Annotated in this window: 24 protein-coding genes; 11 read left to right on the top strand and 13 right to left on the bottom strand. The window is 66.4% G+C overall.

The window, feature by feature from the left end; genetic code table 11:
* Positions 1-388 precede the first annotated feature (388 nt).
* The 9 genes from AAFN89_RS19520 to AAFN89_RS19480 all read right to left on the bottom strand — a co-directional run bounded on the left by AAFN89_RS19520 (position 389) and on the right by AAFN89_RS19480 (position 9584).
* Positions 389-814 carry a DUF1489 domain-containing protein gene (locus AAFN89_RS19520; protein ID WP_347540896.1) on the bottom strand — a complete coding sequence of 142 codons (426 nt, stop codon included), beginning with the start codon at positions 812-814 and terminating at the stop codon, positions 389-391.
* Between the two features lie 45 nt (positions 815-859).
* Positions 860-2407: a glycosyltransferase family 39 protein gene (locus AAFN89_RS19515; RefSeq protein ID WP_347540895.1), complete on the bottom strand. Its 1548-nt coding sequence runs from the start codon at positions 2405-2407 to the stop codon at positions 860-862.
* Positions 2407-2706, bottom strand: a complete 300-nt coding sequence (locus AAFN89_RS19510; protein ID WP_347540894.1) for a lipid-A-disaccharide synthase N-terminal domain-containing protein — start codon at positions 2704-2706, stop codon at positions 2407-2409. The genes AAFN89_RS19515 and AAFN89_RS19510 overlap by 1 nt, the downstream gene beginning before the upstream one ends.
* Positions 2703-3440, bottom strand: coding sequence for a glycosyltransferase family 2 protein (locus AAFN89_RS19505; protein ID WP_347540893.1), 738 nt, complete (start codon positions 3438-3440; stop codon positions 2703-2705). The genes AAFN89_RS19510 and AAFN89_RS19505 overlap by 4 nt, the downstream gene beginning before the upstream one ends.
* 73 nt (positions 3441-3513) lie before the next feature.
* Positions 3514-4422 (bottom strand): hydroxymethylglutaryl-CoA lyase, encoded by a 909-nt coding sequence (locus AAFN89_RS19500; RefSeq protein WP_347540892.1) that lies wholly within the window; start codon positions 4420-4422, stop codon positions 3514-3516.
* A complete protein-coding gene (locus tag AAFN89_RS19495) occupies positions 4419-6431 on the bottom strand; it encodes an acetyl/propionyl/methylcrotonyl-CoA carboxylase subunit alpha (protein WP_347540891.1) in 2013 nt (670 codons plus the stop codon). The genes AAFN89_RS19500 and AAFN89_RS19495 overlap by 4 nt, the downstream gene beginning before the upstream one ends.
* A gap of 32 nt (positions 6432-6463) precedes the next feature.
* Complete coding sequence (locus AAFN89_RS19490) at positions 6464-7252, bottom strand: enoyl-CoA hydratase/isomerase family protein (RefSeq protein WP_347540890.1); 789 nt, start codon at positions 7250-7252, stop codon at positions 6464-6466.
* Positions 7253-7262: 10 nt separating this feature from the next.
* Entirely contained in the window at positions 7263-8870 is a 1608-nt protein-coding gene (locus tag AAFN89_RS19485; RefSeq protein ID WP_347540889.1) for a carboxyl transferase domain-containing protein, read from the bottom strand.
* A gap of 90 nt (positions 8871-8960) precedes the next feature.
* Complete coding sequence (locus AAFN89_RS19480) at positions 8961-9584, bottom strand: 2-hydroxychromene-2-carboxylate isomerase (RefSeq protein WP_347540888.1); 624 nt, start codon at positions 9582-9584, stop codon at positions 8961-8963.
* A gap of 304 nt (positions 9585-9888) precedes the next feature.
* Here AAFN89_RS19480 and AAFN89_RS19475 point away from each other — a divergent pair, with 304 nt between their 5' ends.
* The 8 genes from AAFN89_RS19475 to AAFN89_RS19440 all read left to right on the top strand — a co-directional run bounded on the left by AAFN89_RS19475 (position 9889) and on the right by AAFN89_RS19440 (position 18518).
* Positions 9889-11058, top strand: a complete 1170-nt coding sequence (locus AAFN89_RS19475) for a TRAP transporter substrate-binding protein (protein ID WP_347540887.1) — start codon at positions 9889-9891, stop codon at positions 11056-11058.
* Positions 11059-11149: 91 nt separating this feature from the next.
* Complete coding sequence (locus AAFN89_RS19470; protein WP_347540886.1) at positions 11150-11791, top strand: TRAP transporter small permease subunit; 642 nt, start codon at positions 11150-11152, stop codon at positions 11789-11791.
* Positions 11788-13140 carry a TRAP transporter large permease subunit gene (locus tag AAFN89_RS19465; protein WP_347540885.1) on the top strand — a complete coding sequence of 451 codons (1353 nt, stop codon included), beginning with the start codon at positions 11788-11790 and terminating at the stop codon, positions 13138-13140. The genes AAFN89_RS19470 and AAFN89_RS19465 overlap by 4 nt, the downstream gene beginning before the upstream one ends.
* Positions 13141-13157: 17 nt before the next feature.
* A complete protein-coding gene (locus AAFN89_RS19460) occupies positions 13158-14534 on the top strand; it encodes an amidase (protein WP_347540884.1) in 1377 nt (458 codons plus the stop codon).
* 15 nt (positions 14535-14549) lie between these two features.
* Complete coding sequence (locus AAFN89_RS19455) at positions 14550-14717, top strand: hypothetical protein (RefSeq protein ID WP_347540883.1); 168 nt, start codon at positions 14550-14552, stop codon at positions 14715-14717.
* Between the two features lie 173 nt (positions 14718-14890).
* A complete protein-coding gene (locus AAFN89_RS19450; RefSeq protein ID WP_347540882.1) occupies positions 14891-15142 on the top strand; it encodes a hypothetical protein in 252 nt (83 codons plus the stop codon).
* A 75-nt stretch (positions 15143-15217) separates the two neighbouring features.
* Positions 15218-17263, top strand: a complete 2046-nt coding sequence (locus AAFN89_RS19445; RefSeq protein WP_347540881.1) for a M3 family metallopeptidase — start codon at positions 15218-15220, stop codon at positions 17261-17263.
* A 145-nt stretch (positions 17264-17408) separates the two neighbouring features.
* Positions 17409-18518 (top strand): peptidoglycan-binding domain-containing protein, encoded by a 1110-nt coding sequence (locus AAFN89_RS19440; RefSeq protein WP_347540880.1) that lies wholly within the window; start codon positions 17409-17411, stop codon positions 18516-18518.
* A 9-nt stretch (positions 18519-18527) separates the two neighbouring features.
* Here the strand turns inward: AAFN89_RS19440 and AAFN89_RS19435 are convergent, their stop codons facing one another.
* The gene (locus tag AAFN89_RS19435) at positions 18528-19733 is read right to left on the bottom strand and encodes an acetyl-CoA C-acyltransferase (protein WP_347540879.1); all 1206 of its coding nucleotides are present in this window, start codon (positions 19731-19733) and stop codon (positions 18528-18530) included.
* 120 nt (positions 19734-19853) lie between these two features.
* Here AAFN89_RS19435 and AAFN89_RS19430 point away from each other — a divergent pair, with 120 nt between their 5' ends.
* Positions 19854-21062 (top strand): cupin domain-containing protein, encoded by a 1209-nt coding sequence (locus AAFN89_RS19430; protein ID WP_347540878.1) that lies wholly within the window; start codon positions 19854-19856, stop codon positions 21060-21062.
* 379 nt (positions 21063-21441) lie between these two features.
* Here the strand turns inward: AAFN89_RS19430 and AAFN89_RS19425 are convergent, their stop codons facing one another.
* Together AAFN89_RS19425 and AAFN89_RS19420 are read right to left on the bottom strand one after the other, a co-directional pair.
* Positions 21442-22608 carry a metal transporter gene (locus tag AAFN89_RS19425; RefSeq protein WP_347540877.1) on the bottom strand — a complete coding sequence of 389 codons (1167 nt, stop codon included), beginning with the start codon at positions 22606-22608 and terminating at the stop codon, positions 21442-21444.
* On the bottom strand, positions 22605-23732 hold the full coding sequence (locus tag AAFN89_RS19420) for a multicopper oxidase domain-containing protein (protein WP_347540876.1): 1128 nt from the start codon (positions 23730-23732) through the stop codon (positions 22605-22607). Before AAFN89_RS19420 ends, AAFN89_RS19425 begins: the two co-directional genes overlap by 4 nt.
* A 164-nt stretch (positions 23733-23896) precedes the next feature.
* Between AAFN89_RS19420 and mntR the strand changes: the two genes are divergently transcribed.
* Both mntR and AAFN89_RS19410 read left to right on the top strand, forming a co-directional pair.
* Positions 23897-24355 (top strand): manganese-binding transcriptional regulator MntR, encoded by a 459-nt coding sequence (gene mntR, locus AAFN89_RS19415; RefSeq protein WP_347540875.1) that lies wholly within the window; start codon positions 23897-23899, stop codon positions 24353-24355.
* Between the two features lie 306 nt (positions 24356-24661).
* Positions 24662-25114: a hypothetical protein gene (locus AAFN89_RS19410; RefSeq protein ID WP_347540874.1), complete on the top strand. Its 453-nt coding sequence runs from the start codon at positions 24662-24664 to the stop codon at positions 25112-25114.
* 7 nt (positions 25115-25121) lie between these two features.
* On the opposite strand, the gene aguA is transcribed toward AAFN89_RS19410, so the two are convergent.
* Positions 25122-26138, bottom strand: a complete 1017-nt coding sequence (aguA, locus tag AAFN89_RS19405) for an agmatine deiminase (RefSeq protein WP_347540873.1) — start codon at positions 26136-26138, stop codon at positions 25122-25124.
* Between the last annotated feature and the right edge of the window lie 308 nt (positions 26139-26446).

Genomic DNA, 26446 nt, shown 5'->3' with positions numbered 1-26446 from the left:
AACCGGAAAACTTCAGAAGATTACTGTAAACCTAGATGCGATACGTAACGGACACCCTCAACCAGCATCACAGAACAATCCCGTAACACCCAAAGGCTCCGCCGCCCTCGCATCCCTTCTCTCATTATCAACTTGTCAATGATCCGCGCCCCGATCGCTCGAAGCCGACGAACTCTGTCCGACCCCCTCTTCTTTCGTCGAAGGGCTCGATCGAGAGCCGTCAAATATATGTGACCGCGACATCCGAGGCAAGAGCGCCTCCGCGACCCGGCCGCCTTGCTTTGTTCCGCCCGGCGACCGCGTCCGTCGCGGTGAAGGGGTGTATAAAGAGGGTCCCGGTGGCTGTAAACACCTTTTTTCAGGCCCCGGCGATTTTTCGCACCGCCCCTTACAGAAGGCCCAGCGACCTCAGTTCGCGGGCCATGTGCGCCGGGAGCGCGTCGTCGTCCCCGGACAGGGAAAGATCCGGCGGCGCGTCCGCCGGCTCGAGATAGCGCCAGCCCTGCATCGCGCGCCGCGGCGCGCTCTGTGTCGGCGCCAGTTCAGGGTCCAGCCGCATCTGGCAATATGTCTTCCCCTCGTCATCGACGGCTTCGACCAGGTCGAGGACGCGCTGGCGAACCTGGATCATCCCCTTGATGATCCAGTAGATCGACCCGCCGGCGGTCACCTCCGCGACGCGACGCGGCCGGCGCCTGGTATAGCCGCGGACGACGGAACGGCCGTCGACCTCCAGCCGCCGCCCCTCCTGGATTTTCCGGAGGTGATCGATGTCGGAAACGCCGACCGCCATTTTGAGAAGATGAATCGTCACGGGGGGAACAGGACCTGTTCGCGATAAAGGGGGCCGAGACGGGGGTTACCGACAGTCGCCCGCTCCGCCTTCGATGAGCACATAGGACATCACATAGGTCCGTTCCGGCGCTCCGAGAAGGCCGGCGGTGACGGTTCCTTCGCGAACCTCCGGCAGTTCGGTCACGCCCATCTCCCGCTCCAGATAAGCGGCTATCATCGGCGGGATCTCCTCGGTCTCATCCTGCCAGACGACGAGACATTGGCCTTCGCCCGTCGCTTCGCCCCACAGGAAATAGGGATAGCGGACATCGACCAGCCGGGTTTCCGGCCAGAGGAGCCTGAGGTTGCCGCCTATGTGGAAGTTCTTCATCACAACCGTGCCGCCGTCGAAACCCAGCGCCGCCAGATCATCCGCGACGTCCGCGAAGGGCAGATAGGTCCGGCAGGAACCGCAATGGTGGGGCGCCACCCGATCGACGACCACGCGGGCGGCGAAGATGAAGAGCGTGACGGCGGATACGATCCCCAGAAAGGCGGCGATCCGCCGGCGGGAGAGCGCCCGGTCGTCTATGCGCGCGAACATGTAGAGCGGCAGGGCCATCAACACGGGATGGAACCAGCGCGCCTTGAACTGCGTCGCGCCGAAGAACAGCACCGACGCCACGAGAAGCGCCACGCCGACGATCATATGGAGGGCCAGGAAGCGGCCCTTTCCGCCGGCATCGTCACGGCTGTAGCGGCCGGGCAGCAGCATGGCCGGAAATGTCGCGAGCACGATCACCAGGAAGGGCTGCGGGAATTCCAACAGCTTGAGAGGAAGCTCGAGCAGCCCCTCCCCGACCTTCGACAGGTAGGAAACGCCGTCGGCGGCATGGACGACATCCTGGGTCAGGTTCTGGAAGGAATAATCATGCCGGTAGACCCAAACGAGATAGGGGACGGCGATCGCCAGAAAGATGCCGAGCGACAGCAGCGCCCGCGGCCGGTAGAGGCGCGGCCGAATCGCCGGAACGAAGACAGCGGCCAGCGCGGCGCAGGCGATGAACAGGCCGAAATTGTATTTCGAGAGGATGCCGCCGCCGAGTGCGAGGCCGAGATAGGCGAAGTCGCCCCACCGTCCCCTGTCGATCGCCAGCGCCAGGGCGTGGAAAGCGACGCCGATCATCGTCGCCACCACCACCGTGTGGGTCAGGTCGTGGTGGAGGTAATAGGCGAAGACATAGATCAGCAGCAGGCTGTAGGTCGCCAGCGCCGCACGCCTGTCATCGCCGATCCAGCGCCGCGCCGCGAACAGGAAGGCGGCGTACCCGGCAAATAGGATGAGGTATTTGACCAGGAACAGCGAGAACAGGTTGAGCCCGAAGGCGGCGACGGAGAACCAGACCAGCCAGGTGTAGAACGGAGGCTGGCGGAACCGGTAACCGGCCAGCAACTCCTGCGAGAACATGGCCTGCTCCGCATCGTCGAGCCCGAGGGTCGGCGACAGGACGAGGCGGAGGCCAAAATGCGCCAGCGAGTAGAGGGCGAAGACGACGAGGACGCCGCGTGGCGACAGCAGCCATGCCACAACCCGCGACTCCTCGGGCGCGCAGGTCCGGGAAACGGAGGACATCAGCTTACGGCTTGCCCGCTATCGGCCTGCAGACGGCGTTCCCGCCAGATGAGGTAGAGGTTGCGGCCATAGATGAAGACGCCCGCTCCCTGCCCGACGATGAAGACGGGGTCTCCTCGATGGAGGGCGTAGGCGAAGAGCGTCAGCCCGCCGGCGATGCTGAAATACCAGAAGGCGATCGGGATCAGGCTGCGGCCGGCCCGTTCGCTGGACCACCACTGGATGAGGAACCGCGCCGAGAACAGGGCCTGCCCCGCGAAACCGAGGACGAGCCACCAGATCACCGTTTCTTCCGTCACTTTGAACCATCCTCTCGAATCCGCGGCCAGGAAGCGCGGCGGCAGAGCCAGTAAACGCCAATGAGATCAAGCGCGCCGACGGCGAGCCGATCGAAGAAGCCGTATTTCGACGTTCCGAACTGGCGGGGCCGGTCGTCAATCGATACTTCCTCCACCTTCCCGCCCGCGCGGCGGACCAGCGCGGGGTAGAACCGGTGCATGTTGTCGAAATAGGGCAGCGCGCGGAAGACATCGGCCCGGATCACCTTGAAGCCGCAGCCGGTGTCGCCGGTGTCGTCCCGCAGCAGCCGGCGGCGCAGCCAGTTGCCGAGCCGCGAGGTGACGAACTTCACGAACCCGTCATTCCGCCGGCGGCGCGAGCCGGCGAAGATCCAGAGATCGGGCGGTATCTCATCGTCCCGGAGGCGATGCCAGAGGGCGAGCAGGTCCCGCGGATCGTTCTGGCCGTCGCCGTCGAGCGTGGCGATCCAGTCACCCCTCGCTCGCCCCACGCCGGTCCATATCGCCGCGCTCTTCCCACTCCGCAGGACGTGCTGAACCAACATTATCCGGGGTTCCCCGGCGGCGGCCTCCATCACAGAAGCAGCCGTTCTATCGTCGCTGCCGTCGTCGACCACGATCGCCTCATAGGGCTCGGCCGCGAACAGCTCCGCGATCTCCCGGAGCAGAAGGCCGATATTACCGGACTCATTATATGCGGCGATGACGATGGAGAGTCGCGGTCTGTCCGACATCCGGCTACCGATCTTTTCAAGAAACGCGCCGCATGAGGGCGCGGCGCGCGTATAGCAATGGCGGGGAAGGCAATCAAGGATGGCCGGAGAGGGCTCGCCCCGTGCGGGAGCCATTGGATCGGCCCAACGCATCGCTGATGAACGAGCCGACGGCGGCCACCCGCTTCAGGTCGACCCCCGTCTCGATCCCCAACCCCTCCAGCATGTATAGAACGTCTTCGGTCGCGACATTGCCCGACGCGCCCGCCGCATAGGGGCAGCCCCCGAGACCGGCCACGGAGGAATCGACGACCGCGATTCCCTCCCGCAACGCCGCATGGATGTTGGCCAGCGCTTGGCCGTAGGTATCGTGGAAGTGCACCGCGAGCCTGTCCCGTGGGACCGTCGTCGCCAGCCGGTCGATCAGACGACCGGCCTTGCCGGGCGTGCCGACGCCGATCGTGTCGCCCAGCGATATCTCATAGCATCCGATTTCCAGCAGGGCCGAGGCCATGTCGAGAACAGCCTCGGGCGTGACCTCTCCCTCATAGGGGCAGCCGAGGACGCAGGAGACATACCCCCGCACCCGAAGTCCCTCGGCGAGAGCCCTTTCGCAGACCGGCCGGAACCTCTCCAGGCTTTCCGCGATGGAGCAGTTGATGTTCTTCCGGCTGAAGCTCTCGCTCGCCGCGCCGAAGACCGCAAGCTCCTCCACCGATCCGGTGGTGAGCGCCAGGTCGAGGCCCTTCAGGTTCGGCACGAGGACCGGATAGGATGTTCCTGGCCGCCGGCGCACCGCCGCCAGAACCTCCGCCGTATCGGCCATCTGGGGGACCCATCGGGGCGAGACGAATGCACCGGCCTCGATCGTCGCCAGCCCGGCCTCGCCGAGACGGTCGATGAGGTCGACCTTCACCGCCGTGGGGACGGTCGCCTTCTCGTTCTGCAGCCCGTCGCGAGGCCCCACCTCCACGATCCGCACATGAGAAGGAAGGCCGGTCACGCCTCGCCCCCCTCCGACGCTTCGAACCCGACGAGGTCGGCTCCCTCCTCCACCTGATCGCCGACGCCGAAGGGCAGCCGGGCGACGGTTCCGTCGGCCGGCGCGGCGACGGTGTGCTCCATCTTCATGGCTTCGAGGACGACCAGCGCCTCACCCTTCCTCACGGCCTGCCCTTCCGCGACGAGGACGGCGACGATCTTGCCCGGCATCGGTGCGGCGAGCCTTCCTTCGCCGCCTTCCCGGTCGGCCGCCTGGACTGCGTCGACAAGGTGGAGGACACAGGCACCGCCTTCCATGAACAGGGTGAGCATGTCGCCGGAGCGGTCGACCACGACGCGCTTCCGGACGCCGTCCAGAACGGCCGTCAGCGCGCCGTCAGACTCAAGCGCTCCCTCTACCGGCATTTCACCCCTGGGCAGGGAAAGCCGGTAGCCGCCATCGCGCCGGTAGCGGACGGGCACGACATGCCGACCGTCCTCGTCGCGAAGTGTTATGTCCGCCCGCCCTTCGTCATTGAGCCGCCAGCCGTCCGCCCTGTTCCAGGGGGACCAGGGATCGGCCGACCGGCGCGAGGCCTTCTCCGCCGCGCTCTTCCGGTCCAGCAGCACGAACAGGGCCGCCGTCGCCAGAACGGCGTCGTCCGCGCCGGAGCGCGAAGGTTTCAGCCCATCGCCGTGACGGTCGATGAACCGGGTGTCCAGATCGGCGCCGCGGAACGCCGGATGCGTCGCGATCCGGCGGAGGAAATCGACATTGCTGGCGACCCCGGCGACACGGACTTCCGTCAGCGCCGCTTCAAGCCGCCGTACCGCCGCCGCCCGGTCGCGATCCCAGACGATCAGCTTGGCGATCATCGGATCGTAGTTGACGGAGATCGTATCGCCGGCCCGGACGCCGGCATCTATGCGGACATGCGGCCCGGCCTGCGGAAAATCCAGCCGCCGGAGGGTCCCGGTCGAGGGCAGGAAGCCCCTGTCGGCGTCCTCGGCATAGATCCGCGCCTCGATCGCGTGCCCGTCGATCGAAAGCTCCTCCTGCCGGAGCGGGAGGTTTCCGCCGGCGGCCACGATCAACTGCCATTCGACGAGATCGAGGCCGGTGATGAACTCCGTCACCGGATGTTCGACCTGGAGCCTTGTATTCATCTCCATGAAATAGAAGCGGCGATCCTCATCCAGAAGGAATTCGACCGTTCCGGCCCCTTCGTAGCCGATCGCCTTCGCGGCGGCGACGGCGGCCTCACCCATCGCAGCGCGCAGATCGGCGGGAAGATCAGGCGCGGGCGCTTCCTCGATCACCTTCTGGTGCCGGCGCTGTATTGAGCAGTCGCGTTCGAACAGGTAGACCGCCTCCCCACTGCGATCGGCGAAGATCTGGACTTCGACATGGCGAGGCCGCGCCAGATATTTCTCGATCAGCACCCGCTCGTCGCCGAAGGCCGCCTTTGCCTCCCGCCGGGCGCCATCGAGCGCGGACTGGAACGCGCCGGAATCCTCCACCACGCGCATGCCCTTGCCGCCGCCGCCGGCGGACGCCTTGATCAGCACGGGGAACCCGATGCGTTCGGCCTCCTTCGCCAGAAGCGAGGCTGATGAATCGTCACCATGGTAGCCGGGAACCAGCGGCACACCCGCCCGCTCCATCAGGGCCTTCGCCTCCGATTTTCCGCCCATCGCCCGGATGGCGTCCGGCGGCGGACCGATGAAGACAATGTCGGCCTCAGCGCAGGCGTCGGCGAAGGAGGCGTTCTCGCTGAGGAACCCGTAGCCCGGGTGGATCGCTTCCGCTCCCGCCCGCTTCGCTGCTTCCAGCACAAGGTCGCCGCGCAGATAGCTTTCGGCGGCCGGCGCCGGGCCGATCGCATACGCCTCGTCCGCCATCGCGACGTGGAGGGCCGCCGCATCGGCGTCGGAATGGACAGCGACCGTGCGGATGCCGAGCCGGCGCGCGGTGCGGATGACCCGGCAGGCGATCTCGCCCCGGTTGGCGATCAGGATCTTCGAGAACATTCCGCCGCCGCTCCTTCGCGCCCCGTTCGGCATCACTGCCTCCGCCATGATGGCGGCCTCTTCTCCAGGAATGCGGCCAGCCCCTCCCGGCCTTCGTCGCCGGCGCGCGCTTCGGCGATCCGGCGCGCGCAATCCTCCAGCACGTCGCCTGGTCGCCGGTCGGCGACGAAGCCGATCAGATCCTTTGACGCCGCCTGCGCGCCCGGCGCGCCGTCGGACAGGGATTCCATGATCTTCATCAGCGCGGCGTCCAGCATGACGGCCGGCACCACCTCATGGACCAGGCCGAGCGATTTCGCCTCCAGCGCACTGAACCGTTCGGCCGTCAGGAAGTAGCGCCGGGCGGCGCGTGTACCGATCGCCGGGACGACATAGGGCGATATGACGGCGGGGATCAGGCCGAGCTTCACTTCCGACAGGCAGAAGCTGGCGGTGTCGGCGGCCAGCGCGATGTCGCAGCAGGCGACCAGCCCAACCCCACCGCCGAACGCCGCGCCCTGCACCAGCGCCACCGTAGGCTTCGGCAAATCGTTCAGCGTCCGCATAAGCGCCGCCAGTTCGCGCGCGTCGGCCACATTCTCTTCAAATCCGTAGCCGGCCATCCGCTTCATCCAGCCGAGATCGGCCCCGGCGGAGAAGCTCTTGCCGTTCGCGCGAAGCACGACCGCCCTCACCTTCGGATCACCGCCGAACCGCGACAGCGTCGCCGTAAGGTCCGCGATGATTTCATCATTGAAGGCGTTGTGCACCTCCGGACGATTGAGCGTCACGGTGGCGACGCCGGCATCGTCGAGGGAGGTCAGGATAGCGGGATCGGCCAAGATCGCCTCCTCACATCCGGAAGATGCCGAAGGTCGTCCGCTCCTCGGGAGCGTTCAACGCGGCGGACAGGCTGAGGGCGAGGGTCATGCGGGCGTCGGCGGGATCGACGATGCCGTCGTCCCAAAGCCGGGCGCTGGCGTAATAAGGGTGCCCCTGCCGTTCGTACTGGTCGCGGATCGGCGCCTTGAAGTCTTCCTCCTCCACTTCCGGCCATTCCTGGCCGCGCGCCTCCATGCCATCCCGCTTCACCTGGGCCAGTACGTTCGCCGCCTGGTCGCCGCCCATGACGGAGATACGGGCGTTGGGCCAGGTCCAGAGGAAGCGCGGGGAATAGGCGCGGCCGCACATGCCGTAATTGCCGGCCCCGAAGCTGCCACCGATCAGCATGGTGATCTTGGGCACCTTCGCGGTCGCGACGGCGGTGACCAGCTTGGCCCCGTCCTTGGCGATGCCGCCCGCCTCATATTTCTTGCCGACCATGAAGCCGGTGATGTTCTGCAGGAAGATCAGCGGGATGTTCCGCTGGCAGCACAGCTCTATGAAATGCGCGCCCTTCTGCGCGCTTTCGGAGAAGAGGATGCCGTTATTGGCGACGATGCCGACCGGATAGCCGTAAATATGGGCGAAGCCGGTGACCAGGGTCTGGCCGTAGAGCCGCTTGAATTCATCGAATTCCGACCCGTCGACCAGCCGCGCGATGACCTCGCGGACATCGTAGGGTTTGCGGAGATCGGCGCCGACAATTCCGTACAGTTCCTCCGCCGGGTAGAGCGGTTCCGCCGGCTCCCTGAGCGCGAGCCCCACCCGCTTCGTCCGATTGAGCGTGCCGACGATCCGCCGGGCGACGCCCAGCGCATGGGCGTCATCCTGGGCGAAATGGTCGGTGACGCCGGATACCCTGCTGTGAACGTCCGCGCCGCCCAGCTCCTCGGCCGTCACGACCTCTCCCGTGGCGGCCTTCACCAGCGGCGGTCCGCCGAGGAAGATCGTCCCCTGCTCCTTCACGATCACGCTTTCGTCCGACATCGCCGGCACGTACGCGCCGCCCGCCGTGCAGGAGCCCATGACGATGGCGATCTGCGGGATTCCACGAGCGGAGAGGTTCGCCTGATTGTAGAAGATGCGGCCGAAATGGTCGCGGTCGGGGAAGACCTCGTCCTGGCGCGGCAGGTTGGCGCCGCCCGAATCGACCAGATAAAGGCAGGGAAGGTTGTTCTCCAGCGCGATCTCCTGCGCGCGGAGATGCTTCTTCACGGTCAGCGGATAGTAGGTGCCGCCCTTGACCGTGGCGTCGTTCACCACGATCACGCATTCCGTACCGGACACCCGGCCGATGCCGGTGAGGATGCCGGCCGCCGGGACCGCTTCCCCATAGACGTCGTGGGCGGCAAGCTGGGAAAGTTCCAGGAACGGCGCGCCGGGATCGATCAGGGCGCGCACCCGTTCCCGGGGCAGCAGCTTCCCGCGATCAAGATGCTTCCGCCGCGCGGCCTCTCCGCCGCCCTGCTTGATGTCGCCGACGGTGGCCTTCAGATCGTCGACCAGCGTGCGCATGGCGGCCGCATTGTCGCGGAACGTCGCCGATCGTGTGTCGACAGCGCTCTTGATAACGCTCATGGATGCCTTCGACGCCTCCTGCTTGCGGGAGGCCAACATGCCGCCGACAGGTCGGCGGGGCAACCGCCATGAGGGTGAGCGTTCAGGAGATCAGCCTTCCAGCAGCCATCGTTCGAGATGAGGAAGACGATCGGCGCCCCAGAACGGTTCGCCGTCCACCAGGAAGAAAGGAGCGCCGAAGACGCCCCGTGCGATGGCGCGATCGGTCTCCCGCTTCAGCGTCTCCTTGATGGCGGAATCCTCGACGCCTGCCAGAAGTGCCGTGTCGTCGATGCCGTGCGATCGGGCGATCTCGGCCACCGTTGCCGCCGGCTCAATATCCTCTCCCCGGCCGAAATGCGCGACGAAGAGGGCCTTCGCCAGTTCCACCGCCTTGCCGCCGTCCTGATCGCGAAGCCAATAGAAGGCGCGCGCCGGAGCGAGGGAGCGAATCGGCATCCGGGGCGGCATCTCGAAGGGGACGTCGAGAAAGGCGGCGAACCGCTTCAAATCATGGCGGGCATAGTCTCCGCGCATCGGCATCAGGACCAGCGGCTGTGCGCCGGTGAGCTTCATCGCCGCGCCCAGCATCATCGGCCGCCAAATGATCCTCCGCCCCGTCCGCTCCGCCAGCCCGTCCATCTGGGTGGAGGCGAGGTAGGCGTAGGGGCTGGCGAAGTCGAAATGGAAGATGACGGCCCCTTCTTCGGCCGGTTCCCTTTGCAGACTCTCCATCGGTGCTGCTTCCTGTTCAATTTCGCCGGCAATTTTCGTTCGCCAGAAGGACCAATGCAGTAATTGGTGGCAAATAATGTGCCCTCCAACCTATTGACCGTTCTTGCGGCGATCGCCTATTGATAGACGGCTATTCGTCGACCTAAAGCGATTCGTCTCTGACACCTTAGGGTTTCAAGACGTACGGGAGGTGCAGCAAGATAGCGGCCGGCAACTCGTCCCGGCAAGAAACCGTCCGCCATGCCGACGGTTTCGACACGCGTTACGCGAACAATAATCTGCAAATAAATCTGGGGAGGAAGAAATGACCGATAAAACGGATATTGTTGCCACCCAACCGGCGAAGGGCGCTCCGAAGAGCACCGGCCGCCGCAAGTTCCTGACAGGCGCGGCGACCGCCGCGGGCGCAGGCGTCGCCACCGTCGCCATGCCCCAGATTTCAAGGGCGCAGACCACCACGCTCACCATGCAGACCTCATGGCCTGTCTCCGATATCTTCCAGGAGATGGCCCAGCAGTACGCGGACCGGGTCAACGAGATGTCGGGCGGACGCCTGCAGATCGACGTCCAGCCGGCCGGAGCCATCGTCGCCGCCTTCCAGGTGCAGGACGCCTGCCATGACGGCGTGCTGGACGCCGCCCACACCGTCAGCGCCTACTGGTACGGCAAGAACAAGGCGGCGTCTCTGTTCGGCACCGGGCCGGTGTTCGGCATTGACGGTGCGCAGCTCATCGCATGGTTCCAGTATGGCGGCGGTCAGGCGCTCTATAACGAGCTGGTCCAGGACCAGCTGGCTCTGGACGTCGTCGGCTTCTATTCCTTCGCGATGCCGACGCAGCCTTTCGGCTGGTTCGCCGAAGAGCCGACCTCGATCGAGGACGTGCAGGGGCTGAAATACCGAACGGTGGGTCTGTCGGCCGACCTCAACCAGGCGCTGGGACTCGCGGTGACGCAGCTTCCGGGCGGCGAGATCGTGCCGGCCATGGAGCGTGGCGTGATCGACGCGTTCGAGTACAACAACCCGACCTCCGACCGCCGGTTCGGCGCGCAGGACGTGGTGAAGAACTACATGCTGGGCTCCTATCACCAGGCCTGCGAATCGTTCGAGCTGATCTTCAATCGCGAACGGTTCGAATCCCTGGCCCCCGAGTTGCAGGCGATCCTGCGCTACGCTGGGGAGGCGGCGAACACCGCCAATTACGGCTTGGCCATGGACAACTACTCCAAGGACCTCCAGGCGCTGATCAACGAGGCGGGCGTCAACGTGAAGCGCACGCCGCAGTCGATCATGGAGGCCCAGCTCGCCGCCTGGGACGAAGTGGTCGCGCCGCTGATGGAGGGCGACGATCTGTTCCGGCGGATCATCGAGAGCCAGAAGGAGTGGGCCGAACGGGTCGGCTTCTACAGCCTGATGAATTCGGCGGACTACAAGGCGGCTTACGAGCACTACTTCCCGGGCAAGCTGACCTTCTGACGGCCCTTCCAGTGGTTTGGGACAGGCAAGCGTGGGGCGGCGCCGGTGGCGTCGCCCTTCACGTGCCTAACTTCTGAGAGGCCGGGGAAGAATGCTGGATATCATCCTGTTCATCGACAAGATCTCGAACTGGTTCGGCAAGGCGTTCGCCTGGCTGATCATGGTCATGACCCTCGGTGTGAGCTTCGAGGTGTTCATGCGGTACGTCTTCGCCAATCCCACATCCTGGGCGTTCGACGTGACCTACATCATGTATGGCGCGCTGTTCATGATGGGAGGCGCCTATGCCCTGTCACGGGACGGACATGTGCGGGCGGACTTCCTCTACCGACTGTGGAAGCCGCGGACGCAGGCGACGCTGGAGCTCGTGCTCTATTTCCTGTTCTTCCTGCCCGGCGTTCTCGCCCTGATCTTCGCCGGCTGGAAGTACGCCGAACGGTCGTGGCGCTATCTGGAGGTCAGCAACTTCAGTCCGGCGAACATTCCGATCTACCAGTTCAAGTCGATCATCGTCGCCGCCGGCATCATCCTTCTCTTCCAGGGAGTGGCGCAGATGCTGCGATGCATCGTCTGCATAAGAACCGGCGTCTGGCCGCAGCATCTGGAGGATGTCGAGGAACTGGAACAGGTCCTGATACGCGAACATGAGCGCGAAAGGCTCCGCCACGGCTCCGCGGAAGCGGTGGATGTGGTCGATCCCTCTGCGAAGCCAATGGGGAATGGCGGACAATGACCGACCCACAAGTCGCCCTGCTGATGCTGGGCTCCTTCATCTTTCTCATCATGCTGGGTTTCCCCATCGCCTTCACGCTGATGGGGATGGCGGTCGGCGTCGGTTACTACGCCTATTTCAACGCGGAGCGGATGGACAGCATCCTGGACAACCGCATCTTCGACCTGCTGGTGAACCAGACCTATTCGGTGATGGCGAACGACGCGCTGACGGCGGTCCCGCTGTTCCTGTTCATGGGCTACATCGTCGAACGATCGAATATCATCGGGCGGCTGTTCTCCACCCTGAACATCGCCACGCGGCACCTTCCGGGCTCCATGGCGATCGCCGCCCTGGTCACCTGCGCCCTGTTCGCGACGGCGACCGGCATCGTCGGCGCCGTGGTGACGCTGATGGGCCTGCTGGCCTATCCGGCGATGCTGAAGGCTCGATACGACGTCTCGCTGGCCTCTGGCGTCATCTGCGCCGGCGGCTGCCTGGGCATCCTGATCCCGCCATCGGTCATGCTGATCGTCTACGCGGCGACCTCCGGCGTGTCGGTCGTTCAGCTCTACGCGGCGGCGTTCATTCCGGGCTTCCTCCTGGCCGGCCTCTATATCGCCTATGTGATCGCCCGGGCATGGATCAATCCGTCGCTTGCCCCCAAGCCCACCAAGGAGGAGTTGGGCGACACCTCCCTCTCCCACATCATGTGGATGCTGCTGACTTCCTTCCTGCCGTTGGCGATGCTGATCATGGCGGTTCTCGGCGCCATCGTCTTCGGCCTCGCCACGCCCTCGGAAGCCGCAGCCATCGGGGCTCTCGGCGGGCTGCTGCTGGCCGCCGCCTATCGCGCGCTCACCTGGGACCGGCTGAAGGAATCGGTCTATCTGACGGTGCGCACGTCGGCCATGGTCTGCTGGCTGTTCGTCGGCTCCTGGACGTTCGCATCGGTCTTCGCTTATCTGGGCGGAGAAGAGTTGATCGCGAACTTCGTCATCGGCCTCAACCTCTCGCCGCTCGCCTTCCTGCTCCTGGCCCAGTTGATCATCTTCCTGCTGGGCTGGCCGCTGGAATGGAGCGAGATCATCATCATCTTCATTCCGATCTTCCTGCCGCTGCTGGAAGTCTACGACATCGACCCGCTGTTCTTCGGCATCCTGATCGCGCTCAACCTCCAGACGGCGTTCCTGTCGCCGCCCATGGCGATGGCGGCGCTATATCTGAAAGGCATAGCGCCGCCGCACGTCACGCTGGTCCAGATCTTCAGGGGCGTGATGCCGTACCTGGCGCTCATCATCATCGCGATGGTGATCGTCTACAATTTCCCGGCGACCATCTACTGGCTGCCGACGCTGTTCTACGGATGATGGGGAGGGCAAGTCCCGTGAAGAGGAGCCGGTCCCTCGGGGAGCTTACGGAGTTCGACGTCCCTACCCTCGCCCGCGTGATCTCCGAGGGCGCGGCGAAGGCGGAGGAAGTCACGAGAGCTCATCTGGAGGTTATCCAGGCGAAGGAAGGGACGCTGGGCGCGTTCGCCCATATCGATCCCGACCATGCCCTGGAGCAGGCCCGCGCGCTCGACCGCTATCGGTTGACGGGCAGGCCCATCGGCCCGCTTCACGGCGTGCCGGTCGCGCTCAAGGACATCATAGACGCGCGCGGCCTGCCCTGCGAATACGGCACGCCGCTGGAGGAAGGGCGCACTCCGCGCGAGGATGCCTTCCTGGTCGCGCGCCTGCGCCAGGCGGGGGCGGTCATACTGGGCAAGACAGTGACGACGGAGCTTGCCGTCTACCATCCCGGCAAGACCCGCAATCCGCACGATCCGGAACGGACGCCGGGCGGCTCTTCCTCCGGATCGGCCGCCGCAATCGCCGCGCATATGGCTCCGCTTGCCGTCGGAACGCAGACCAACGGCTCCACCATCCGGCCCGCCTCCTATTGCGGGGTGGTCGGCTATAAGCCGTCGCGGGGTATGATCTCCAGACGGGGCGTCCTGTCGCAATCGCCCGCGCTGGACACGATCGGCCTGTTCGGGCGCGGGCTGGGGGATGTGGCGCTGCTGGGCGACGTGCTGGCGGTCTATGATTCCGGGGACCGCGCCATGCAGCCAACGGCCGCGCCGCACCTTTCGGCGCTGGTCCAGGCGAAGCCGCCGCTTCGGCCGAACCTGGCCTTCGTGCGAACGCCGGTCTGGGATCAGGCCGATGACGATGTGAAGGATGGGTTCGGAGAGTTGATGGAAGCTCTCGGCGATGCGGCGGAGACGGTCGATCTGCCAGCGCCCTTCGCGGACGCCCATGCCATGCACCGGGCGATCATGCTGGCCGATCTCGCCAAGAGCTTCAGCCGCTATTATGAGAACGGGCGGGACAGGCTGAGCGACAAGCTGGCCGGCATGATCGAAGAAGGACGGTCGGTCCTGGCGGTCGACTACGCGCTGGCCCATGACTGGATCGAGGTGCTGACCGGCGGCCTGAACCGGCTGCTGGACCGGTTCGACGCCATCATCACGCCGGCTGCGACCGGCGAGGCGCCGAAAGGCCTGTCGGACACCGGCAGCCCCGCCTTCTGCACGCTCTGGACCTATTGCGGCGCGCCCGCCGTGACGCTGCCGCTGTTGACCGGGAGCAACGGCATGCCGATCGGCGTGCAACTGGTCGGCCGGCCGGGCGATGATGGCCGGCTTCTGCGCACCGCAAGCTGGCTTGCCCGGACACTCAATGAAGACGACCGCTCGCAATCCCATGAAGCGGCCTGAGAGGAGCCACGAACCATGATCGACCGCGTACTCGCCGTGCTGTCCCTCGTCGGGGTCGTCGCCTATTTCGTCCCGCTTCTGGTCAACGTGCCGGAGCCCGCCCTTTTCACCGTCCTCTGCCTGGTGATCATCATGGCCGCCTACGATTTCTTCCTGGAACTCAGGAAGCCGCCCCAGCAGTGAGGGGCCGTGTTTGTCTTCGGATTGTCCCTGGCGAAAGGCGCCGGATTTGGCGATTGAAGGCGGCGGAAAGACTTCAACCCGAACACTTCACCGGAGCGGGTTCTGTTACGCTTCCTTAACCTGTAATGAAGCATCATCCCGTCATTACCAACGCGAGTATCCAGCCTGATCCCATGACGACAAGCAAAGTACCCGCGGGCGCCGGCCGCCCGCTTGAGATCGCCCGCGGACCGGTCGTTCTCCTTCTCGATGTCATCGCCGCCCTGGCGGCCTTCGGAGCCCTGATGATGCTGGTCGTCGGCCTGGTCGTCGGACAGGGCCAATGGATCTTCAGCCTGCCCCCCGCACTGGTGGCGGTCGGTAGTTTCGGGGCGGTCCGGCTCTACGACGCCGCCCTGCAGCGATCGGGATCGCTGACGGCATAGCCTCCATCGCACGGCTGGCGGCGCGGACGCCGGATCGCTAAGGTCCGGCGTTCTCACCCACCGACGCCGAGCGACATGGACCAGGCCCCCTTCCCCACCACCGACAACCCGCTGCTGACGGCGTCCACGCTGCCTCATGCGGCCGCGCCCTTCGACCGGATCGAGGCCGGGCATTTCATGCCGGCGCTGGAGGAGGCGATCGAGGACGCGCGCCGCCGGCTGGACGCCATCACCAGCGAATCCGCGCCGCCGAGCTTCGAGAACAGCATCGTCGCGCTGGAGAACGCGACGGAGGAGGTCGATCGGATCGCCGGGCTGTTCTACGTGCTGCTGGGCGCGGAGCGCACCGACGCGTTGCAGGCGCTGGCCGACAAGGTCGGGCCGAAGGTCGCGGCCTTCCAGAACGACATCCTGCTGGACGAGGCGCTGTTCGCCAGGGTGAAGACCGTCCATGACGGGACGGACGCTACCGCGCTGCGCCCCGACCAGCGGAAGCTGCTGGAAGACTTCTACGAGACGTTCGTGCGGAACGGCGCGCTTCTGAACGCCAACGAGAAGGGCGAGTTGCGCGCCATCGACGAGCGCCTGTCGAAGCTGGGACCGGCTTTCACCGAGAACATCCTGAAGGACACCAACGCCTTCGCCCTCTTCATCGAGGACGAGGCGGACCTGGGCGGGCTGCCGGAAAGCGCGGTATCCGCCGCCGCCGAGGCGGCCACAGCGAAGGGCCGCGAAGGAAGCTGGGCGTTCACGCTGGATATCCCGAGCTACCTGCCCTTCCTGAAGTTCGCCGACAGCCGCGAATTGCGCGAGACGCTGTGGCGCGCCTATGCGACGCGGGCGACGGAAGGCGCGACGGACAACCGGCCGCTGATCGCCGAGCGGGTCGGGCTACGCCATCGCCGGGCGCGGCTTCTGGGCTTCGACACCCATGCCGGTTTCGTGCTCCAGCGCCGGATGGCCGAAAGCCCGGAGCGGGTGCGGACCTTCCTGGACGAGATCGCCGCCGCCGCCCGTCCGGCGGCGGAGCGCGACCTTTCCGAACTCCAGGACCTGTCGCGGGAACTGGGCGGCCCGGACCCGCTGATGCCCTGGGACTTCTCCTACTATGCGGAGAAGCTGAAGCAGCGGCGCTTCGATTTCGAATCGGAGGCGCTGAGGCCCTATTTCGCGCTCGGCCGCGTGCTGGAGGGCGTGTTCGAGCACGCGAGGAGGCTCTACGGCGTCACCTTCCAGCCTACCACGGCGTTGCCGGTCTACCATCCCGACGTCCAGGTCTTCGAGGTCCGGGAGGAAGAGGAAGACAGGTTCGTCGGCCTGCTCTACGGCGACTTCTTCCCCCGCCCCGGCAAGCGCGCCGGGGCCTGGATGACCGTGGTGCGGGAGCAGAGCGGGCCCGAGCGGCCGCACATCGCGATCGTCTGCAATTTCAGCAAGCCCTCCCGGTTGAAGCCGTCGCTGCTGACCTTCGACGAGGTCAGCACGCTGTTCCATGAGATGGGCCACGCGCTGCACGGCCTGCTGTCCGACTGCGCCTACCGGTCCCAGGCGGGGACGAACGTGCTGTGGGACTTCGTGGAGCTGCCGTCCCAGATATTCGAGAACTGGATCCAGGAGAAGGAGAGCCTGGACCTGTTCGCGCGGCATCATGAAACCGACGAGCCCATCCCGGAGGAGCTGGCGCGCAAGATCAAGGAAAGCGCGAAGTTCCTCGCCGGCACGCAGGCGCTGCGGCAGGTGAGCCTCGGGCAACTCGACCTTGCCTGGCACGATCGCGACCCGGCCGGGATCGGGTCGGTCGACAGTTTCGAGGACAAGGTCACCGAACCCTTCAGGCTATTGCCGAAGGTCGATGGCGCGATGACGTCCCCAAGCTTCAACCACATCTTCGCCGGCGGCTATGCGGCCGGCTATTACAGCTACAAATGGGCCGAGGTGCTGGACGCCGACGCGTTCGAGCTGTTCCTGGAGCGTGGCCTGTTCGACCGCGAGACCGCGCGCCGGTTCAGGACGGAGATCCTGTCCAAGGGCGGATCGGAGCCGCCGATGGACCTCTACCGCCGGTTCCGGGGACGGGAACCCGACCCGAAGGCGATGCTGCGCCGGGACGGGCTGATTTAAGGCTGGCCGGTCCGGCTAAAGCCATGCGATGGGCGGCGTCGCGGCGGAAAATCGCCCGAATCGCCGCCCACCCTTCATCGATCTTCTGAAGAGCCGACGCCTGCCTGATAGAACGGGCGCGGCCGAGATCGAGAGGGACCAAGCAATGCTCAAGACCCGACTGCTGACGGGCGCCGCCCTGTTGTCGCTGGCCGTTCCCGCGACCGCCATGGCCCAGACGGGGCCACATGACGGAACCTACGAATACGCCGCCAGCGGCGGCTGGCGCGGCACGCTCGAGGTCGCCACAGGATCACGCGGCGAGACCTTCTTCACGATCCATACGCAAGGCGAGGATCAGCAGCGATGCAGCCTGTTCGCCGAAGGACGGCTGGAGGGCGACGCGGTGACGGTCGAAACCGCCGGCGGCGACGGCGTCGTCGTGCTGCGCTTCTTCCCGGACAATGCGGAGGTCGAGCCCAGCGGCTCCAGCGCGGATTTCTGCGATCCGGGCGGCCAGCTTGCCGGCATCTATTTTCCCAAGGACGATCAGGTGACGCTCCAGCGCGAGGATATCAGGAGCGTCCAGTTCAACCTGAACAAGCTGGGCTACGAGGCCGGGCCGACCGACGGCGTGATGGGCGACCGGACCCGGACAGCGCTGCGCGGTTTCCAGGAGGATGCCGAGCTTCCGGAGACCGGCTCGATCAGTCTGGAGACGATGTACAGGCTGGAGGAACGGGTGAACGCCGCGACGGCGGCTGCCGCCGACGCGCCCTCGGGCGTTGCGCTGTCCGAAGAACGGCCGATCGGCATGGCCAAACCCGCCGGCGACCGGGAGCTGAATGTCGAGCAGTTGCGCGACCCGCCGCCCCCGACGCTGGAATGGCTGACGGAAATCCCGCGCGAGCATATCGAGACGCTGGACCGGCTCTACAGCGAGGATGTGCCGGCCGCTATCGACTGGTCGAACCCGCCCTTCGAGATCGCGCTGGTCGATCTTGACGCCGAGGGCTCGGGCGCGGAGACGGACCGGGAGATCCTGGTCTACTGGAACGACACCTCCATGTGCGGCGACCAGGGCTGTATGCTGGAGGTCCTGCGCTGGGACGGCGACAGCTATGAGCCGGTGTTCCAGAGTTTCGCCCGGCAGGTCGCCATCGGCGAAGGTTTCGTCGAGGGCGTGCGGCCGCTGATCCTCAATGCTGAGGACGAGTTGGTCTGGAACGGCGAGTCCTACGAGATCGAGTATTACGAGCCGACGCCGGTCCGCTGAGCCTCTTCGTCAGGCGGCGCGTTCCAGCGCGATGGCAGTGGCCTCCCCGCCGCCGATGCAGAGGGAGGCCACGCCGCGTTTCAACCCGTAAGTCTCAAGCGCGTTCAAGAGCGTGACCATGATCCGCGCGCCCGACGCGCCGACCGGATGGCCCAGCGCGCAAGCCCCGCCATGGACGTTCACCTTGTCGGCCGGCAGGTCGAGGTCGCGCATCGCCGCCATGGTGACGACGGCGAACGCCTCGTTCACCTCGAACAGGTCGACATCGGCCGCCTTCCAGCCGGTCTTGTCGAACAGCGCCTGCATGGCCCCGATCGGCGCGGTGGTGAACCAGGCCGGCGCCTGGGCGTGGGTCGCGTGGCCCCGGACGGTCGCCAGCACCTTCAGCCCCCGCCTGTCGGCTTCCGACCGGCGCATCATCACCAGCGCCGCGCCGCCATCGGAGATGGAGCTGGAATTGGCCGCCGTCACCGTGCCGTCGGGGCTGAAGGCGGGCTTGAGGGAGGGAATCTTCTCAGGCCTCGCCTTGCGCGGCTGCTCATCTTCCGCGACCACGCTTTCGCCCTTCCGGTCCTTCACGGTCACGGACGCGATCTCCCGCGCGAAGGTGCCGTCGGACCCGGCCTTGCGGGCGCGCTCAAGGCTGCGGATCGCGAATTCGTCCTGGGCGTCGCGGGTGAACTGGTAGTGGGTGGCCGTCTCCTCCGCATAGGTTCCCATCAGCCGGCCCGGCTCATAGGCGTCCTCCAGCCCGTCCAGGAACATGTGGTCGTAGACCCGGCCATGGCCCATGCGGTAGCCGCCGCGCGCCCGGTCCAGCAGGTAGGGCGCGTTGGTCATGCTCTCCAGACCGCCTGCGACCATCATTCGGGCCGAGCCGGCGGCGATCAAATCATGGGCGAACATGGCCGCCTTCATGCCGGACCCGCACATCTTGTTGATGGTGGTGCAGCCGACCGAATCGGGGATGCCGGCGGCGCGGGAGGCCTGGCGGGCGGGAGCCTGCCCCATCCCGGCGGGCAGCACGCAGCCCATCACGACCTCCTCCACCTGATCGGCCGCGATCCCGGCGCGCTCCATCGCGGCCGCAATCGCGACGCCGCCCAGCGCCGGCGCCTTGACCGCCGCCAGATCCCCCTGGAAGCCGCCCATCGGCGTCCGCGCCGCGCCGACGATGACGACCGGGTCCTTCTCCGTCGCGCCGTTGGCGGTCATGGCGATATCCTCCGTTGGTGATGTCCTGCCCTTCGATATAAAGAGGACGGGCCGTTCCGCCTAGGGGCGACTCGGGTGTCATCAAACGTCATCATTTGTCATCATTCCGGTAGCCGTTCCATGCCTTCCCCCTCCCCCGCCCCGCACGTTCTCGGCGACCTCACTGTCGAACGGTTCCTGGCCGAATACTGGCAGAAGAAGCCGCTTCTGATCCGGCAGGCGATCCCCGGCTTCACCGGCCCGCTGGAGGCCGACGACCTGGCGGGCCTGGCCTGCGAGCCGGAGGCCGAATCGCGGATCGTGCTGGAGACCGGCGGAACGCCGCCCTGGGAGTTGCGGCACGGACCCTTCGACGAGGCGGATTTCGCGACTCTGCCGCCGGAACGCTGGACGCTGCTGGTGCAAGGTGTCGACCGCTGGGTTCCGGAGGTGGCGGAATTGCTGGAAGGTTTCCGCTTCATCCCGTCCTGGCGGATCGACGATGTGATGGTCAGCTACGGCGCGCCGAAGGGCGGCGTCGGCGCGCATTACGACCAGTATGACGTGTTCCTGCTGCAGGGCGCCGGCTACAGGCGCTGGCGCGTCGGCCCCCGCTGCGACGCCGCGAGCCCGCGCGTGGAGGGCGTGCCCTTGCGCATCCTGAAGGAGATGCCTGTCACCGACGAATGGGTGCTGGCGCCCGGCGACATGCTGTATTTGCCGCCGGGATTCGCCCATGACGGCGTCGCGGAACCGGCCCCGGAGGGCGGGGTCGCGGCGGCCGATGGCGGCTGCCTGACCTATTCGATCGGCTTCCGCGCGCCGTCCGCCGCCGAACTGGCGACCGCCTTTGCCGATGCGCTGGCGGAGCGCGCGGCTGACGGCGCAGAGGAGCCGCGCTACGCCGACCCCGGCCTCGCGCCCCAGCCCAATCCCGGCATGATTGCGCCCGACGCGCTGGACCGCGCTCGTGCCCTGTTGCGCGCGGCGCTGGAGGATGACGAGGCGGTGGCCGGCTGGTTCGGCCGGCATGTCACCGAACCGAAGCCGGGTGCGCCGGTCGAGCCGCCGGGGCGGCCGATGAATGCGAAGGCGCTGGCCGCCAAGGCGGCGAAGGGCGCGGCGCTCGTCCGCTCCGCCGACGCGCGGCTGGCCTTCATCGACCGGCCGGACGGCAGCGCAACCCTGTTCGCCGACGGCGACGCCCGCCCCTGCCCCGCCGGCCCCGCCGCCGACCTGGCCCGCGCCGTCGCCGGCCGGCCGTCGGTCCCTCTGCCCGCCGACCTGCCGCCGGAGGCCGTTGAGGTGGCGCTGTGGCTGGTCAACCAGGGCTTGGTTTCGGTGGAATAATTCTGGTGTAGGCAAATGTAGGCTTTTGTCGGCTTTTTCCGGTAGAGACGGCCTTCGCAAGGAATGTTTTCCTTATCCTGAGCCTGTCGAAGGATGCGGGCACTCATGGTTCGACAGGCTCACCATGAGGAAGCGAGGCGAGGCCGCTCCCCCTTTACGGTCATTCCAGCGAAGGCTGGAATCCATGGGATGCCGCCGCCCTCACCGGCCGGAGAGAACGAAGCCATCTGTTTTGCCTGTCGCCGACGCCGCATGGATGCCGGATCGGGGTCCGGCATGACGGTTTTGAAAGGAAGGTGAGAAACGGCCTCATTATGCTTATAGTCCTATATCGTGTCTTGTCCGATTGCAAGGACGAAGCACGGGGATGGCAGCCGGGTCAGCCCGGCACGAGGAGGGCGGTGGCGTACATGATGGCGACGCCCGAAGCGATGCCGGCCAGCGCCGTGCCGGAGGTCCAGGGGCGGCCCTCCGATCGGGCGCGGCGGCCCAGCAGGGCAGAGACTTCGACGATCACCTGGAGGATGGCGCCGGCGCCGACGGCGAGCGCCAAGGCCGCCCAATGGGGCGAGAAGGCGTAGCTGCCGAGCCAGATGCCGGCGACGGCGGGCAGGCCGGCCAGCGCGGCGAGCGCCGCGAAGGCCGGCAGGCCGGGCGGTTCATCGACCAAAGGCGCGACGATGCCGACGCCTTCGGTCAGATTATGCAGGGTGAAGCCGAACACCAGGAACGTCCCTAGCGCCGCCGCGCCCGTGGCGAAGGCCGAGCCGATGGCCAGCCCCTCCCCCAGATTGTGAAGGCCGATGCCGAGCGCGATCGAGAAGGCCAGCGGCAGTCCCGAAAGCGCGCGGCCCTTGCGTCGCCCCACCGCCATCAGGCCGGCGAAGGAAAGCGCGGCGACAAGCCAGACCATCGCCGTGGCGTCCAGCCCCGGCGCGGCTTCGGCGGCGAGGTCGAGCGCTTCCGCCATCGTGTCGACGAGAAGAAAGCCCAGCAGGCCGACGGTCAGCGCCAGCGCGAAGCCGAACATCCGCGTCCCGCCTGCCCGCAGCGCGGGGTAGAACAGCATCCCGAGCGCCACCGGCGCCAGACCGACCATCAGCCCGACCAGCCCCAGCGCGCCCAGGCTGCCAGAGCCTGGGGTCGGCGCGGCGACGTCTATCGTATAGTCGAAGACCGCACCGGTCGCCGTCACCATGGCGATGTGATGCGCCTCGCCCATGATCCACGGATAGGGAATGTGCAGCCATGCCGAGGTCAGGCGGGGGATCGGCCCCCGAGGCTCCTGCGTGAAGGTCCAGTAGGCGCCGTCAACCTGCACTTGCGCGATATCGACAGGGGCCGAGCCGCCCGCGCGCACCAGGAGGGCGATGCCGGCATCGTCGAGAATCCGCCGCTCCACCGTCAGTTCCTCGACCGGCGGCAGCGCGCCGGTGAGCCGATCGAGCGGATCGGCGGCGAGGAACGCGCCGCCCAGGACGACGATGAGCGCCAGCGGCGCGAGGATCGCCAGGATCAGCCGCAGGGTCAGTCGCCGGCCTGTCATGCCGCGCCCTCCCGCACGTCGAAGAGGCTCATCCAGCCCAGTTCGGCGAATTCCGTCTGGTGGGCGTGGAACATGTATTGCCCCGACTCATGATTCCCGAAGGAGAATTCGAGGATGCCGCGCTGCGCCTGACACTGCATGACGGTGTCGATGGTGCGCGATGTCGGCGTCAGCGTGGTGCCGTGGTCGTAATAGTCGAAGAAATTCGCGTGGAGATGGAAGCTGTTGATCGGATCGAATTCGGTCACGTTGACCAGATAGACCCTTACCGGCCGGGCGCGGTCGATCGGAATAGGGTGTTTCGTATAGGCATGGGCGACGGTGTTGACGGCGTAGATCTCGTTCTCATCGTCGAAATTCGTGTCGAAGGCGTTCATCACCATCACGAATTCCTGCCAGCGCAGGTTTTCCGGATCGCCCAGAAGACGAGACCGGGCGGCGGCCGCTTCCTCCGGATGGCGCGCGGGATCGGGATCGACGATGAAGGCGCCGTAGAGGCCCTTGTGGATGTGCCGTTTCAGCGGCACGGAATGGCAGTGATAGAGGTGGCAGCCGAACGGGAAGGCGTCGAACTCATAGACGAACTCACCGCCCGGCGGGACTTCCCCCGCCCCCGGAACGCCATCCATCCGGGCGGCGTGGATGCCATGGAAATGGAGGCTGTGGGGATGAGAGCCGAAATTGCGGAACCGTATCCGCAGCCTCTCGCCTTCGGTTGCGCGGAGCGTCGGGCCGGGGACGCGGCCATTATACGTCCAGGCCGGAAACAGGAGGCCGGGCGCGATCTCGATCTCCTTGTCCTCCGCGAGGATATCGAACTCCCGCGCGACGCGGCCGTCGGCGTCGCGGACGAGACGGCCCCTGTCCCAATCCGTCAGGATCTCATGCGGATCGAAGCCGTTGCGCGCGGAATCGACCTCCCCCACGGTGATCATGCCGTCATGGGTCGCGTGGACCGTTTCATCGATCGGGGGCATGCCGTTTCGGACGCCGCCGCCATGTGCGCCGTGGGACGCGCCCGCATCGGCGCCGAACGCCGCGCGAACAGCCTGGACGCCGCCCAGCGCGGCGCCTCCGGCAAACATCAGGCGACGGGTTATCGGCCGTTGGAAGAAGGATTTCATCGCGCCGTCCCGGACCTTGCGACATCGAATGTATTGTCTGCTACCTTATGTAGCCACGACTACTTTCCGCCATCACGGACCATCCGTCAACAGCTTGATCCCCGCCGCCGAAGAGGCGATACCATCAGGGTGGCGGCCATATCGGACTTTGCGAAGGAACCATCGTGATCGGGCAGCAGACGCGCACAAATGCCGACGAGATGCCGGACGCCGACCGGCAGGCGGCGAACTTCCGCGGCGTTCGCGACGCGCACCAGATGGAGGTCGCGGAGGATTATGTCGAACTGATCGCGGACCTGATCGACACCACCGGCGAGGCCCGCACGGCGGACATCGCCCGCCGGCTCGGCGTGGCGCATCCGACGGTGGTCAAGACGATCGCCCGGCTGCAGCGCGACGGGCTGGCGGAAAGCCGGCCCTACAGGTCCATCTTCCTGACCGACGAGGGCCGGGCGCTGGCGGCGCGCTGCAAGCAGCGCCATGAGCTGGTGGTGGGTTTCCTGAAGGCGATCGGCGTCGACGCGGAAACCGCCGAGCGCGACGCGGAAGGCATCGAGCACCATGTCAGCGCCGCGACGCTGGCCGCATTCGAGCGCGTGATCGAGGCGCGGCGGCCGGTTTGAGCGGCGCCCGTCGGATCGCGACGCCTGCGCACGCATGGTTCGACGGGCTCACCATGAGGGAGAGAGTGAGGTCCCTTCCCTTTTTCTGGTCATTCCAGCGGAGGCTGGAATCCATGGGTCGTCGCCGCCTCACTGGCCGGAGAAGATGAAGCTATCCGTTTCGCCTACCGCCGGCGTCCCATGGATGCCGGATCAGGTCCGGCATGACGGTTTTGGGAGGGATGTGCACACATGGTTCGACGGGCTCACCATGAGGGGTGAATCGGGAGCCTGACATAACCGCTTACAATGAGGGAGGAGCGCGGCATGAAGGTTGGAGATGTTTTTCCCAACGTCAGGGGCTACATCACGCAGGACAAGTTCCTGATCGGCAGGACGCTGGCCGAGCTTGAGCGGAATCTGGGCTTTCATACCGGCCGGCTGATGGCGGGAGCGTTGTTCGTGAAGCTGGACGCGCTGCCGGCGAAGGAGGCGTTCGAACTGGGCGGCTATTCCATGACCGCCAAGCACCGGTTCGAGATGCCGCGCGGTTTCGATGTCTCGAAGCTGAAGGCCATGGCCATGGAGCGATGGACACTGACGGGACCGGACAGGCTGATAAAGGTGCTGGCCGAAACCCTCCATGACGAAGACATGACGGATGACGACCAGTACCCTCCCGGTCTGGGCATCCCGCAATGGAACATCACGGACGCGGTCCCCGGAACCGTGGTGGCCACGCCGAAGACCTGGAGCGACAGATACCGACCCCAGCTGTGAGAGGGCCCTACGGCTCCGGCTGCTGCTGGGTGATGCAGTGGATGCCGCCGCCGCCCCAGGCGATGTCGGAGGCCGGGACCTGGACGATCTTCCGGTCGGGGAAGGTCTCCTTCATGATGCGGAAGGCGGCGCGGTCTTCCGCCGCGCCGAAGGCCGGCATCACGATGCCGCCATTGGGCATGTAGAAATTGACATAGGAGAGCGTGATCCGGCCGCCGTCGGGATAATCGCGGCGGGCGGGCTGGGGCAGTTCCACGATCTCCAGCGCGCGGCCCCTGGCGTCCGTCTCTCCCTTCAGGCGGGTGACGTTGTCCTGGACCGTCGCGTAGTCCGGATCGTCCGTGTCGGATGGCGAGGTTATCATGAGCACGCCCGGCCGGGCGAAGCAGGCCAGTTCGTCGATATGGCCGTCGGTCTCGTCATCCTCCAGCCCGTCGCCGAGCCACAGCACCTTCTCCACGCCCAGATAGTCCTTCAGGCCCTGCTCGATCGCCGCCTTGTCCAGTCCGGGGTTGCGGTTGGGGTTGAGCAGGCATTGCTCCGTCACCAGCGCCGTGCCCTCGCCATCGACATGGATGGCCCCGCCCTCCAGCACGAAGGGCGCCTCGAACCGGCGGGCGCCGACCTTCTCGATGATGACGGCGGCCAGCGCGGCGTCCTGGTCGTAGGGCTTGTACTTCTCCCCCCAGGCGTTGAACTTCCAGTCCGCCGCCGCGAGCGCGCCCTTGCCGTCGACAAGGAAGGTCGGGCCGGAATCGCGCAGCCAGCTATCGTCGATCGGCGCGGACAAGATCTCGATCCCGGAGCCCAGCGCCAGCGACGCCTCCGCCACGTCGGAGGGATTGCAGACCATGGTGACGGGCTCGAACTCGGCGATCGCCCGGGCGACGTCGGCATAGGCGGTCGCCGCCGCCTCCATCCGATCGCCCCAGACCTCCTCCCTGCATGGCCAGCCCATCCAGGTCCGGGTATGGGGATCCCATTCGGCCGGCATACGGAAGCCTTCGGCCGCCGGATTGGTCATGATGCGAAGCTCGCGAAAGTTGACAGGCGCGGCAGGGTATCGGCGCGAGCCCGGATTGACAATCGCGGGGGTTAAAAACGATTAGGGCCCGATATCCGCCGGATGGAGGCGGACCGGACCCTGTCGGTGGTTTTTTGAAAGCTTACAAGGGGAGGCGCGGGACGCCGTCGACCCTTGGGGGCTTTGTCAGTAGGCGCGCGGGAAAGGCGCGACGGAACGGCTGGCCGGGGAATTGGCGCCGAGCCGGAGAATGGTCAGGAAAACCAGAAGGGACTGCACGGAAATGCTCCAGGGCTGTTTCAGATGGC

Origin of the sequence: Inquilinus sp. CAU 1745 (assembly GCF_039839375.1) — a bacterium.
GTDB lineage: Bacteria > Pseudomonadota > Alphaproteobacteria > DSM-16000 > Inquilinaceae > JBDOQU01.
This window is presented reverse-complemented; position numbering and strand designations above follow the sequence as displayed.

Bases quoted from the DNA above. Each gene is read 5' to 3' on its own strand.
- AAFN89_RS19515 (WP_347540895.1), bottom strand. From the start codon at position 2,407: ATGTCCTCCGTTTCCCGGACCTGCGCGCCCGAGGAGTCGCGGGTTGTG.
- AAFN89_RS19505 (WP_347540893.1), bottom strand. From the start codon at position 3,440: ATGTCGGACAGACCGCGACTCTCCATCGTCATCGCCGCATATAATGAG.
- AAFN89_RS19495 (WP_347540891.1), bottom strand. From the start codon at position 6,431: ATGTTCTCGAAGATCCTGATCGCCAACCGGGGCGAGATCGCCTGCCGG.
- AAFN89_RS19485 (WP_347540889.1), bottom strand. From the start codon at position 8,870: ATGAGCGTTATCAAGAGCGCTGTCGACACACGATCGGCGACGTTCCGC.
- AAFN89_RS19480 (WP_347540888.1), bottom strand. From the start codon at position 9,584: ATGGAGAGTCTGCAAAGGGAACCGGCCGAAGAAGGGGCCGTCATCTTC.
- AAFN89_RS19475 (WP_347540887.1), top strand. From the start codon at position 9,889: ATGACCGATAAAACGGATATTGTTGCCACCCAACCGGCGAAGGGCGCT.
- AAFN89_RS19470 (WP_347540886.1), top strand. From the start codon at position 11,150: ATGCTGGATATCATCCTGTTCATCGACAAGATCTCGAACTGGTTCGGC.
- AAFN89_RS19465 (WP_347540885.1), top strand. From the start codon at position 11,788: ATGACCGACCCACAAGTCGCCCTGCTGATGCTGGGCTCCTTCATCTTT.
- AAFN89_RS19455 (WP_347540883.1), top strand. From the start codon at position 14,550: ATGATCGACCGCGTACTCGCCGTGCTGTCCCTCGTCGGGGTCGTCGCC.
- AAFN89_RS19450 (WP_347540882.1), top strand. From the start codon at position 14,891: ATGACGACAAGCAAAGTACCCGCGGGCGCCGGCCGCCCGCTTGAGATC.
- AAFN89_RS19445 (WP_347540881.1), top strand. From the start codon at position 15,218: ATGGACCAGGCCCCCTTCCCCACCACCGACAACCCGCTGCTGACGGCG.
- AAFN89_RS19440 (WP_347540880.1), top strand. From the start codon at position 17,409: ATGCTCAAGACCCGACTGCTGACGGGCGCCGCCCTGTTGTCGCTGGCC.
- AAFN89_RS19435 (WP_347540879.1), bottom strand. From the start codon at position 19,733: ATGACCGCCAACGGCGCGACGGAGAAGGACCCGGTCGTCATCGTCGGC.
- AAFN89_RS19430 (WP_347540878.1), top strand. From the start codon at position 19,854: ATGCCTTCCCCCTCCCCCGCCCCGCACGTTCTCGGCGACCTCACTGTC.
- AAFN89_RS19425 (WP_347540877.1), bottom strand. From the start codon at position 22,608: ATGACAGGCCGGCGACTGACCCTGCGGCTGATCCTGGCGATCCTCGCG.
- AAFN89_RS19420 (WP_347540876.1), bottom strand. From the start codon at position 23,732: ATGAAATCCTTCTTCCAACGGCCGATAACCCGTCGCCTGATGTTTGCC.
- AAFN89_RS19410 (WP_347540874.1), top strand. From the start codon at position 24,662: ATGAAGGTTGGAGATGTTTTTCCCAACGTCAGGGGCTACATCACGCAG.
- aguA (WP_347540873.1), bottom strand. From the start codon at position 26,138: ATGACCAATCCGGCGGCCGAAGGCTTCCGTATGCCGGCCGAATGGGAT.